Source organism: Microvirga sp. GN3 (assembly GCF_055792825.1).
On record NZ_JBVVAK010000224.1, the window covers coordinates 1 to 10,295 of the forward strand.

The following is a 10,295-nucleotide window of genomic DNA, read 5'->3' on the forward strand; positions in this document are numbered from 1 at the left end:
AACTCCTGCCAACGCGTTCCCCATATTCCAGACCTCATCGCGATGAAACAGACGCAACGAGCGCCCGCGATCGCAGTCCAGAACGGCAAACATCAACATGTCTCATGAATAGGGTGGGCTAAAGCGCCAGCACGTTTGCCATGACGCTCTGCTCCAACGCGTCCTGGAACCGCTCCCTGCTTCCGGCCATCTCGGAGAAGCGTGCGATCAGCGGCCGGAGTGCTGACGAGGTGGAGATCGACGTCACAAGGAGGAAGAACAGCATCTCCGGATCCTGCTGTCGGATGACGCCGGCCGCAATGGCCTCGCGGATGAGTGGCACCAGAAGGTCGTGGTGCGGCCTCACGAGGCGTTCGTAGAGGTAATCGCGACGCTCGCCGGCCTGGTGCATCTCCTGGCTCACCAGCAGGCCGAGTTCGGGCAAGTCGCTGTTGACCCGGATGAGGTGACGCAGGGCGTAGCGGACCCGATCCGCGACGTCGGCATCGGTGGTTGCAGCGGGCCCATCCTCGTACGCCAACAACAGCCGCGTAGCGAGGCTGTCCACGGCGGCTTTCCAGAGATCGAGCTTGGAGCCGAAATGATGGGCGATCAGGGCCACGTCGATGCCGGCATCGGCCGCGATCCGTCGTAGGTTGGTGCCGTCATATCCGCCCTGGGCAAATGCCCTCGACGCGGCTTGCAGGATCCCGTCGTGCGGCGAGCTTTCCGACTTCCGGGGCCGGCCGCGTCGCCGCTGAACGGGCTGCATGGCCCGGGTCATAGCCGGTCTCCTCGAGGCCTGAGCGCCAGCCCGAACGCGATCGCCGCGACACCTTGGGCGCTGAGGTCTGCCGCGAGCACTGCACCGAACAGCCACCCATGATCCACGGGCCACCCCATGGCGACCACCGCGCTTGCTGCGATAGTGATGCCGCCCGACAGCACCAGCCATCTCCACCCAACCTGCGGCCGAAGCCGGACGCCGGTCAGGATGCGCAGGCTACCCGACATGCCGAGCGCGAGCACGAGCCCGAGGAGCGACGGCACGGAGGCCAGTCCCGGATCGAGGTAAACGATCAGGCCCGCGGCCCCGTAGAGGATGCCGCTGAACAGCCATGGATAGAAGCCGCTCCGGCCAATCACGAGGATGGCATGAAGGAGCAGGGCCACGGCGCCGAGGGCCATCATGGCACCGACGAAACGAACCGGTGGCGCGGCACCGACCAGCAGATTGGCGAAGGCAAGGATGCTCAGTGCGAAGAAGGTGGTGCCGACAATGAAACAGGCCCACTTGGGAATGACTTCATCCGGCACCATGACCTGGTCCCAGCGGGAAAGTGCCGATTTCATCATCCTTCTCCCATGCCGATTGAACATCGCGCGAAATAATTCAACAGATGATGATTTATTGCGTGTTGCTGGTTGCTTCAAGGGTTTTGGAGCTTTTGTCGCATCCGCCTGACCGCCGCTGGAATCGCCCCGGCGACGGCCCCTGAACGCCGTGGCTGCCGCGTAACGTGTGCCCTTCCCGCAACATGGCGGCGCCTTCTGACTCAGATCGGCAGCAAGCGGTCCGGGTTGCGTTCAAGCTTCACAATTCCGCCCCAAACCGGCTTAGGTTTCGAAGCGCTGCAAGCGGGAGAGAGCCAGCGTGCTGGCCGCCGAAGGAGCAACCGCCCCGGAAACTCTCAGGCACCGAGGACCGCTTGTTAGTGCAACACTCTGAAAAGCGGAGTGCCCTGCTCCCGCCCACGGTGTAAGTCGCCGCCGATCGCAGGCTGCGATGAAGCTCTCAGGCCAATGACAGAGGGGGCTCGCATGCCATCCGCGTGCGGAGCCTTTCGGAGCCTGATCATGCCTTTCCCACGCCATCCTCATGCGCACCGACGCCGGGCCATTCTGGTTTGCGAACCCGCGCCCGTTGACCAGCAGCACGCCCGGTAACCCGGCGCAAACGCTCACTGGCTGAACCCCGCCTCGCTCCGACTGCCCACTCCCCGCTCGTGAACCGCACACATCCATCACGGATTTGGGCGGCTGCGGGCGGGCGGATGTCATCCTCTTCACCTCCCCATCAAAAAGCAAAATATCCATGTCTCTTTCTCGTCCCCTCCCCCGTCAGAACGCATCCATGCACCCCGCAGCGGTCGGCATCATCCTGCTGGCTCTGACACTGGCGGGCTGCGTCTCGACACAGCCGCCTCAGCACACCGATCTCAAGGCACCGCATCCGACCTACGTCGCCATGTACGGGCCGCAGCCGAGCGAGAAGTTTCCGCTCCCGGCCACCGACATCGCGATGGTCGATCCGCAGTTTCTCCGGCGTGAAGTCGCCTACGACACCCCGGAGCGGCCCGGCACCATCGGCGAGGCGGTGTCGAGCGGGTGCATCCGCATGCTCAATCCCGACATTCTCGACCTGTACAGCCGCGTCCCGGTCGGTGCCCCGGTGGTCGTCCTCTCCGACACGCACATCGCCGATGCCGACAGGGAGCCAGCCACGTGATCGTCCGAGTGAGGCGATGCACACACGTGCCTCCGGGTCTCGTGCAAGGCGACCGATGCAAGGCGACCGATGGGCCACAGGGGCTGCAGGGTCGAGGTGGTGCCAGGAAGACCGTGCCGGCGCCATCGGTCGACTTCGGCCTCAAGGGGCCCAGATGTTAGTTTTTCCGGATCCTACCCTTGCACCCGGATATCAATGTCAACCATATTGGGCGATATCGCCCCAGTTCTGGAGTTTTCCCGCGCTCCCCACCCGGAAGGAGACCACCTAAACCATGTCCAGTGGCACGCCCCTCCTGGCCATCGTCGCCCTTCCTTTCATCGGGAGCCTCGTTGCCGCCTTCCTGCGGCAGGACGCCAGGAACGGCGCCGCCTCCCTGGCCGGAGGCATCGCCCTGTGCGGCACTATCCTGACGGCCGTTCAATTCCCGGCCGTTCACCGCGGCGTTGTTCTGCGTATGAGTGTCGAGTGGCTGCCGACCCTCGGTCTCGACTTCACCCTGAGGATGGACGGCTTCACCTGGCTGTTCACCATGCTGGTCACCGGCATCGGTTTTCTGGTCGCGCTCTATGCCCGCTACTACATGTCGCCCACCGACCCGGTGCCGCGCTTCTTCGCGTTCCTGCTCGCCTTCATGGGTGCGATGTTGGGCATCGTCCTGTCCGGCAATCTCATTCAGCTGGTCTTCTTCTGGGAACTGACCAGCCTGTTCTCGTTCCTTCTCATCGGCTACTGGCATCACAACGCCAGCGCCCGCGATGGCGCTCGCATGGCCCTGACGGTCACGGCCACCGGCGGGCTGTGCCTGCTCGTTGGCGTCCTGCTGATCGGCCGCATCGTCGGAAGCTACGACCTCGACCAAGTGCTGGCCTCGGGCAATCAGATCCGCGCCAGCAGCCTGTACCTGCCGACCCTGATCCTGGTCCTGCTTGGGGCCCTGACCAAGAGCGCCCAGTTCCCGTTTCATTTCTGGCTGCCGCACGCCATGGCGGCCCCGACGCCGGTCTCGGCCTATCTCCATTCGGCCACCATGGTGAAGGCCGGCGTGTTCCTGCTCACCCTGCTTTGGCCGGTGTTGTCCGGCACGGAAGCCTGGTTCTACATCGTGGTGACGGCTGGCCTCTGCACATTGGTCCTGGGGGCCTACGCGGCCATCTTCCAGCAGGACCTGAAGGGTCTGCTCGCTTATTCCACCATCAGTCACCTGGGCCTGATCACCCTCCTGCTCGGCCTCAGCAGCCCGCTCGCCACCGTCGCGGCGATCTTCCACACCATCAACCACGCGACCTTCAAGGCATCGCTGTTCATGGCCGCCGGCATCATCGACCACGAGTCCGGCACCCGCGACATCCGGCGCCTGAGCGGGCTGTTCCGGTTCATGCCGATCACAGCGACCTTGGCGATGGTCGCGGCCGCCGCCATGGCCGGCGTGCCCCTGCTCAACGGCTTCCTCTCCAAGGAGATGTTCTTTGCTGAGGCCGCGGCGTTCCACATCGACTCGCTTCTCGACCATTCCCTGCCGTACTTCGCCATGCTGGCGAGCGCCTTCAGCGTCGCCTACTCCCTGCGGTTCATCCATGGCGTGTTCTTCGGCCCGCCCGCAACCGATCTGCCACGCAAGCCGCATGAGCCGCCGCACTGGATGCGCTTTCCCGTCGAGTTCCTTGTCCTGGCATGCCTGCTCGTCGGCATCCTCCCGGCGATGACCATCAAGCCCTTCCTTGCCACGGCAGTGCGTGCGGTCCTGGGCCCCGATACTCCGCCTTACAGTCTGGCCGTGTGGCACGGCTTCAACGAGGTCCTGCTCATGAGCATGATCGCCCTGGGCGGTGGGGTCTTCCTGTACTGGCTGTTGCAGGGATATCTGAAGAAGGGCATCGACGGCCCACCCCTGGTACGTCATCTCAAGGGCCAGCGTATCTTCGAGCGGGTGCTCGTCACCCTGTCATGGAAATGGGCACGTTCCCTGGAGCGCCTGTTCGGCACCCAGCGGCTTCAGCCGCAACTGCGATTGCTGGTGGCCTTTGCGGTGCTCGCGGCGCTCTGGCCGCTCTACCGGCAAGGGCTTGAGGCAGGCTCCCGGCCAGCCACGGGCTTCGACCCCGCCTTCCTCCTGCTCTGGATCGTCGGGGGGCTGTGCGCCATCGGCGCGGCCCACCAGGCCAAGTACCACCGGCTCGCGGCCATGGTCCTGATGGGCGGAGCCGGACTCGTCACCTGCATCACCTTCGTCTGGTTCTCGGCGCCTGATCTCGCCATCACCCAGCTTCTCGTCGAGATCGTCACGACCGTGCTGATCCTGCTTGGCCTGCGCTGGCTGCCGAAGCGGATCGAAACCGCTGGCGAAGGTCTCGCGATCGGATTCCAGGCCAGAACTCGGCGTGCCCGGGACTTGATGCTCGCCGTCGCAGCCGGCGCGGGCATGACCCTGATCGTTTATGCGATGCTGACGCGGCCGCTCCCCGACACCATCTCGCGTTACTTCATCGAGAACGCCTACGCGGAGGGCGGCGGCCGCAACGTCGTCAACGTCCTCCTGGTCGACTTCCGCGGCTTCGACACCTTCGGCGAGATCGTGGTGCTTGCCGTGGTGGCGATCACGGTCTTCTCGCTCCTGCGCCGCTTCCGCCCGGCGCCGGAAAGCGTCGAGGCGCCGGAGCAGCAGCGGGTGCAGGATGCCTATGACAGGGCCAACCCAGCCCGCACCGAGGGCGACACCCTCGCCGACTATCTCACGATCCCCGCGGTGATCATGCAATGGTTGTTCCCAGTGATCATCGTGGTCGCGATCTATCTCTTCCTGCGCGGTCACGACCTGCCGGGTGGAGGGTTCGCGGCCGGGGTCACTATGTCGATCGCCCTCATCCTGCAATACATGGCGGGCGGAACCCGCTGGATCGAGGCGCGGCTGCGGATCCTTCCCATCAGTTGGATTGGGCTTGGCCTGCTCTGCGCCGCCTTCACCGGCATGGGTGCCTGGGTCTTCGGCTACCCGTTCCTGACGTCCCATTTCCGGTACCTGGACCTGCCTGGCATCGGTCAGGTGCCCGCCGCCACCGCTCTGCTGTTCGATCTCGGCGTCTTCGCGGTCGTTGTAGGTTCCACTGTTCTGATCCTGATCGCCCTGGCGCACCAGTCAGTCCGAATCCCGCGAGCCGCCCGTCCGCCACTCCCCGCCACAACGCCCGACATGACGAAGGAGGACGCATGATGGAACTGATCTTCGCGCTCGCGGTCGGCATCCTGACCGCCTCGGGCGTGTGGCTGCTGCTGCGCCCGCGCACGTTCCAGGTCATCATTGGTCTCTCCTTGCTGTCGTATGCGGTGAACCTGTTCATCTTCGGCATGGGCCGATTGCGGATCGGAGCACCGCCGGTTCTGGAAAACGCCGAGGCCATCGACCCGGCGTTCTATGCCGATCCGCTGCCTCAGGCGCTGGTGCTCACCGCTATTGTCATCAGCTTCGCCATGACGGCCCTGTTCCTCGTCGTCCTGCTGGCCTCGCGCGGCCTCACGGGCACCGACCACGTGGACGGCCGGGAGGACGCACCATGACAGGCATGCTCGACCACCTGCTCATCGTGCCGATCCTACTGCCGCTGGTTTCGGCGGCCGTGATGCTGCTCCTCAACGAACGCCGCCGCATCCTCAAGGGCGGGATCGGTATCGCCACGACGCTTGCCCTCTTGGTCGTCTCCGTCCTTCTGCTGCGCCTCGCCGACATGCCCTCCGCTGAAGCGGGCGTAGCATCCGTAAGGGTCTACCAACTCGGTAACTGGCCAGCGCCCTTCGGCATCGTCCTCGTGCTCGATCGGCTCTCCGCCCTGATGCTGGTGCTGACGAGCATCCTCGGGTTCGCCTCGCTGCTGTATTCGCTCGCTCGCTGGCATCGTGCCGGGCCGCGGTTCCACTCGATCTTCCAGCTTCAACTGATGGGGCTCAATGGCGCCTTCCTGACTGGAGACCTCTTCAACCTATTCGTATTCTTCGAGGTGTTGCTCGCCGCCTCCTACGGCCTCGTTCTGCACGGGGATGGGATCGTGCGGGTCAGGGCGGGCCTGGCCTACATCGCCATCAATCTGACCGGCTCGTTTCTCTTCCTGATCGGAGCCAGCTTGGCTTACGGCGCCACTGGCACGCTCAACATGGCGGACCTTGCCAACCGACTTCCGACTCTTGCGCCGGGGGACGCGACCCTCGTTGCGGCCGCCGCGGCAATCCTCGGCACCGCCTTCCTGATGAAGGCAGGAGCATGGCCGCTCAACTTCTGGCTTCCAACGACCTATGCGGCCGCCTCCGCGCCGGCCGCCGCCATGTTCGCGATCATGAGCAAGCTCGGGATCTACGTCATCCTGCGCCTGTGGACGCTGGTGTTCGGCCCGGAGGCGGGTCAGCTCGCCGGATTCGGCGGCAATGGGCTGCTCGTCATAGGGATGCTGACGATCGTGTTCGGCACCGTGGGCATCCTGGCCTCGCAGACCCTGCCGCGGCTCGCCGGATGCAGCGTGCTCATCTCATCGGGGACGCTGATCGCCGCCATCGGCCTCGGCGACGGGGCGGTCATCGGCGCCATGTTGTTCTATCTGGTCAGCTCCACCCTGGGCATCGCCGCCCTCTTCCTGCTCGTGGAGCTGGTCGAGCGCATCCGCGACCCCGGTGCCGACGTGCTTGCCGTCACCATGGAGGCCTATGGCGAAAGCGATGACGAGGGCTTGGAGGACAAGATCGGCATCGCCATCCCGGCAACGATCGCCACCCTCGGGGGAAGTTTCATCGCCTGCGCCCTCCTCTTGGCCGGGTTGCCGCCCTTCTCAGGCTTCATCGGCAAGTTCGCCCTGATGGCGGCGATGCTCGAGACGGACGGCACCGCGGTTCAGGCCTCGACCTGGACAATGATCGCCCTCCTGACCGTGTCGGGCTTGGCGACGCTGATTGCCATGACGCGGTCCGGCATCAGCAGCTTCTGGGCCCGCATGGACGACAGCATCCCGCGGGTGCGCGTCATCGAGATGACCCCGGTGCTTACCCTCCTGCTGCTCTGCCTCGGCCTCACGATCGGCGGCGGACCGGCCATGCGCTACATGGAGGCAACGACAAAGGCCCTTCAGACGCCACAGGACTACGTCACGGGTGTGCTGAACGCCCCAGAGGCCGGATCCGCCAATGGGGAGAGGCGCCCATGAATGGCGTCCTGCCCTACCCGTTGCTCTCGTTGGCCTTGCTGGTACTGTGGCTGCTGCTCAACCAGTCGGTCTCGGCCGGCCATGTCATCCTCGGCAGCGTGATCGCCGTTCTCGCGTCATGGGCAATGGCGGCCCTGCGGCCCGAGAAGCCCCGCGTTCGCCGCCCCAGGGCAGCCTTGCGGCTTCTGGGCGTCGTGTTGGTGGACATTCTCCGCTCGAACCTCGCCGTCGGCCGCATCATCGTGCGCTCCAGGGAGCCTGGGGTGAACGCCGGATTCATGACCATTCCACTCGACCTGCGCAGCCGCCACGGGCTTGCAGTCCTTGCCATCATCATCACCTCGACCCCTGGCACGATCTGGGTGAATTACGACGAAGCGAAAGGAACGCTGTTGCTGCATGTGTTGGATCTGGTCGACGAGACGGTGTGGGTCCGGACGATCAAGGGCCGCTACGAGCGACTGCTGGTGGAGATCTTCGAATGAGCGCTCTCGCCATCCTCGCATGGGCCATCACCTCGGCCCAGGTCCTGCTCGGCCTGGCGATGTGCTGCACCACCTATCGCCTTGTCATGGGCCCACGGGCGCAGGATCGCATCCTTGGGCTCGACAGCTTCTACATGAGCGCAATGCTGATGCTGATCACGTTTGGAGTCCGCACCGGCAGCACGCTGTACTTCGAGGCAGCGCTGGTCATCGGCCTGCTCGGGTTCGTCTCGACCGTAGCGCTTGCCAAGTTCCTCATGCGCGGAGAGGTGATCGAATGACCGTGGCTGACGGATTACCCGGCTGGGTGGTGCTGCTGACGTCCCTCCTCGTGTTCGTGGGGGCGGCCGTGACCCTGATCGGATCAGTCGGACTCTTGAGGCTCGGCACCTTCTATGCCCGCGTCCACGCTCCCACGCTGGGCACGACGTTCGGCATGGCCAGCATCCTGATCGGATCCGCCCTTTATTTCAGCGTCCTCGAGACACGTCCTGTCATCCACGAGGTCCTGATCGCCGCGTTCGTCACCTTGACCACCCCGGTGACCCTGATGCTGCTCGTCCGGGCCGCTCTCCACCGCGACCGCACAGAAGGCAGCAGGGACGTTCCGGCAGTCGAGGAAGCGGAGAACCTGGTCCCGCCCGGAAACGGCTGAGGACGTCGGATCCCGTAGATCGACGGGAACCGCGGTCCGATCTTCGCCGATAGGCCGAGCCCTAGGGCAGCGGCCTCCGGAGCCGCACCCCGGGTCCGGCGTCGTCCGCCGGGATCAGAAGAGCTCCGCCCGCTTCAAGGGCCTCAACGACCTGGGCCGCTGTCCCGGAATGCAGGCAATGGCGGCTGTTCTCAAAGTCGCGGATGGTACTGCGCGAGACACTCGCACGTTCGGCGAGTTCCTCCTGGGTCCAGTCCAAGAGGCCACGGGCGGCACGGCACTGTTCAGGAGACAATAGCGGCATACCGGATGCTCGTGAGCGGGCAACGCCAAGTCACCCATTATGGTTGAAACTAGGGTGCTGTGACCAACCGTGCAAGCTGCCATCAGGTGATTTCGGCTGCTGCCAAGCCGGAGACACGCCTTCGCGTCACGCGCGGTTGGGAGCACGTGAACTGACTTGACTTAGATCAATGCAATTCCGATTTTTCGGAAAATTCTGAAATTCCGGAATCTCCATGAACCTCCCGCCTCTCGTCCAAACCTTTGTGCTCCACTTCGGCGAGATGGGCTCTCGCTGGGGGATCAACCGCACCGTCGGCCAGATCTATGCCCTGCTGTTCATTTCCAAGGAGCCTCTGAACGCCGAGGACATCGTCGAGCGGCTTGGTGTCTCCCGCTCCAACGTGAGCATGGGTCTTAAAGAACTCCAGGCCTGGAACCTCGTGCGGCTCCAGCACAAGCCCGGCGACCGGCGCGATTACTTTTCTACCCCGGACGACATCTGGCAGATCGTCCGCACGCTCGTCGAGGAACGCAAGAAGCGGGAGATCGACCCGACCATGACGCTCCTGCGTGAGGTGCTCATGCAGGAGCCCGCGAGTGCCGAGGAACGCCATGCGCAGGAGCGCATGCGGGAGATGCACGATCTCTTCGAGCTTCTGACAGGATGGTACGCCGATGTGCAGCGGCTCGACACGGAGCGTCTCGTCCAGCTCCTGACGCTGGGCTCGAAGGTGCAGAAGATCCTGGAGATGAAGGATCGCCTCTTCGTCGTACCGGGCTCGAAGAAAAGTCGCCGCGAAGACCCCAAGGAAAAGTAAAAATGTTCGACCAGTTCGACGCGCTACTCCTGGCGCGCTTCCAGTTCGCGTTCACGGTCTCCTTTCACTTCATCTTCCCGTCCTTCTCCATCGGGCTGGCGAGCTACCTTGCGGTGCTGGAGGGGCTGTGGCTGTGGACCGGGCGAGAGGTCTACCTCAACCTGTTCAAGTACTGGCTCAAGATCTTTGCTCTGGCGTTTGCCATGGGTGTCGTGTCGGGCATTGTCATGTCCTACCAGTTCGGCACCAACTGGGCCGTGTTCTCCGACAAGGCCGGGCCGATCGTCGGCCCCCTGATGGCCTACGAGGTCCTGACCGCCTTCTTCCTGGAGGCCGGCTTCCTCGGCATCATGCTGTTCGGCATGGGGCGCGTCGGGCGAC

Annotated in this window: 11 protein-coding genes, 1 pseudogene and 1 riboswitch; of the genes and pseudogenes, 9 read left to right on the forward strand and 3 right to left on the reverse strand. The window is 64.4% G+C overall.

Translation table 11 applies throughout. From position 1 onward, the window contains the following. Positions 1 to 118: 118 nt before the first annotated feature. On the reverse strand, positions 119 to 763 hold the full coding sequence (locus tag ACS5Q1_RS43920) for a TetR/AcrR family transcriptional regulator (protein ID WP_473104122.1): 645 nt from the start codon (positions 761 to 763) through the stop codon (positions 119 to 121). Further along, positions 760 to 1,335: an HdeD family acid-resistance protein gene (locus ACS5Q1_RS43925; RefSeq protein WP_473104123.1), complete on the reverse strand. Its 576-nt coding sequence runs from the start codon at positions 1,333 to 1,335 to the stop codon at positions 760 to 762. The genes ACS5Q1_RS43920 and ACS5Q1_RS43925 overlap by 4 nt, the downstream gene beginning before the upstream one ends. 273 nt (positions 1,336 to 1,608) lie before the next feature. After that, positions 1,609 to 1,697: riboswitch (glycine riboswitch) on the forward strand. A 635-nt stretch (positions 1,698 to 2,332) separates the two neighbouring features. Here ACS5Q1_RS43925 and ACS5Q1_RS43930 point away from each other — a divergent pair. From ACS5Q1_RS43930 to mnhG, 7 genes and pseudogenes are all read left to right on the forward strand, one after another. Beyond that, positions 2,333 to 2,488: pseudogene (locus ACS5Q1_RS43930) on the forward strand (L,D-transpeptidase); the annotation flags it as partial. Positions 2,489 to 2,762: 274 nt separating this feature from the next. Further along, positions 2,763 to 5,699: a monovalent cation/H+ antiporter subunit A gene (locus tag ACS5Q1_RS43935; RefSeq protein WP_473104124.1), complete on the forward strand. Its 2,937-nt coding sequence runs from the start codon at positions 2,763 to 2,765 to the stop codon at positions 5,697 to 5,699. Then, positions 5,699 to 6,043, forward strand: a complete 345-nt coding sequence (locus ACS5Q1_RS43940; RefSeq protein WP_473104132.1) for a Na+/H+ antiporter subunit C — start codon at positions 5,699 to 5,701, stop codon at positions 6,041 to 6,043. Before ACS5Q1_RS43935 ends, ACS5Q1_RS43940 begins: the two co-directional genes overlap by 1 nt. Continuing rightward, on the forward strand, positions 6,040 to 7,671 hold the full coding sequence (locus tag ACS5Q1_RS43945; protein ID WP_473104125.1) for a monovalent cation/H+ antiporter subunit D: 1,632 nt from the start codon (positions 6,040 to 6,042) through the stop codon (positions 7,669 to 7,671). The genes ACS5Q1_RS43940 and ACS5Q1_RS43945 overlap by 4 nt, the downstream gene beginning before the upstream one ends. Then, a complete protein-coding gene (locus ACS5Q1_RS43950) occupies positions 7,668 to 8,156 on the forward strand; it encodes a Na+/H+ antiporter subunit E (protein ID WP_473104126.1) in 489 nt (162 codons plus the stop codon). The genes ACS5Q1_RS43945 and ACS5Q1_RS43950 overlap by 4 nt, the downstream gene beginning before the upstream one ends. Then, positions 8,153 to 8,437: a K+/H+ antiporter subunit F gene (locus ACS5Q1_RS43955; protein ID WP_473104127.1), complete on the forward strand. Its 285-nt coding sequence runs from the start codon at positions 8,153 to 8,155 to the stop codon at positions 8,435 to 8,437. The genes ACS5Q1_RS43950 and ACS5Q1_RS43955 overlap by 4 nt, the downstream gene beginning before the upstream one ends. Beyond that, positions 8,434 to 8,811 (forward strand): monovalent cation/H(+) antiporter subunit G, encoded by a 378-nt coding sequence (gene mnhG, locus ACS5Q1_RS43960; protein WP_473104128.1) that lies wholly within the window; start codon positions 8,434 to 8,436, stop codon positions 8,809 to 8,811. The genes ACS5Q1_RS43955 and mnhG overlap by 4 nt, the downstream gene beginning before the upstream one ends. 61 nt (positions 8,812 to 8,872) lie before the next feature. On the opposite strand, the gene ACS5Q1_RS43965 is transcribed toward mnhG, so the two are convergent. Beyond that, positions 8,873 to 9,115: a helix-turn-helix transcriptional regulator gene (locus tag ACS5Q1_RS43965; RefSeq protein WP_473104129.1), complete on the reverse strand. Its 243-nt coding sequence runs from the start codon at positions 9,113 to 9,115 to the stop codon at positions 8,873 to 8,875. A 214-nt stretch (positions 9,116 to 9,329) separates the two neighbouring features. Here ACS5Q1_RS43965 and ACS5Q1_RS43970 point away from each other — a divergent pair, with 214 nt between their 5' ends. Together ACS5Q1_RS43970 and ACS5Q1_RS43975 are read left to right on the forward strand one after the other, a co-directional pair. After that, the gene (locus tag ACS5Q1_RS43970; protein WP_473104130.1) at positions 9,330 to 9,914 is read left to right on the forward strand and encodes a GbsR/MarR family transcriptional regulator; all 585 of its coding nucleotides are present in this window, start codon (positions 9,330 to 9,332) and stop codon (positions 9,912 to 9,914) included. A gap of 2 nt (positions 9,915 to 9,916) precedes the next feature. Next, the coding region (locus ACS5Q1_RS43975) for a cytochrome ubiquinol oxidase subunit I (RefSeq protein WP_473104131.1) at positions 9,917 to 10,295 on the forward strand (379 nt) is incomplete at its 3' end.

Excerpts from the sequence above, each read along its gene's own strand:
- ACS5Q1_RS43955 (WP_473104127.1), top strand. The coding sequence starts at position 8,153 with ATGAGCGCTCTCGCCATCCTCGCATGGGCCATCACCTCGGCCCAGGTC.
- ACS5Q1_RS43940 (WP_473104132.1), top strand. The coding sequence starts at position 5,699 with ATGGAACTGATCTTCGCGCTCGCGGTCGGCATCCTGACCGCCTCGGGC.
- mnhG (WP_473104128.1), top strand. The coding sequence starts at position 8,434 with ATGACCGTGGCTGACGGATTACCCGGCTGGGTGGTGCTGCTGACGTCC.
- ACS5Q1_RS43970 (WP_473104130.1), top strand. The coding sequence starts at position 9,330 with ATGAACCTCCCGCCTCTCGTCCAAACCTTTGTGCTCCACTTCGGCGAG.
- ACS5Q1_RS43945 (WP_473104125.1), top strand. The coding sequence starts at position 6,040 with ATGACAGGCATGCTCGACCACCTGCTCATCGTGCCGATCCTACTGCCG.
- ACS5Q1_RS43965 (WP_473104129.1), bottom strand. The coding sequence starts at position 9,115 with ATGCCGCTATTGTCTCCTGAACAGTGCCGTGCCGCCCGTGGCCTCTTG.
- ACS5Q1_RS43925 (WP_473104123.1), bottom strand. The coding sequence starts at position 1,335 with ATGATGAAATCGGCACTTTCCCGCTGGGACCAGGTCATGGTGCCGGAT.
- ACS5Q1_RS43920 (WP_473104122.1), bottom strand. The coding sequence starts at position 763 with ATGACCCGGGCCATGCAGCCCGTTCAGCGGCGACGCGGCCGGCCCCGG.
- ACS5Q1_RS43935 (WP_473104124.1), top strand. The coding sequence starts at position 2,763 with ATGTCCAGTGGCACGCCCCTCCTGGCCATCGTCGCCCTTCCTTTCATC.
- ACS5Q1_RS43950 (WP_473104126.1), top strand. The coding sequence starts at position 7,668 with ATGAATGGCGTCCTGCCCTACCCGTTGCTCTCGTTGGCCTTGCTGGTA.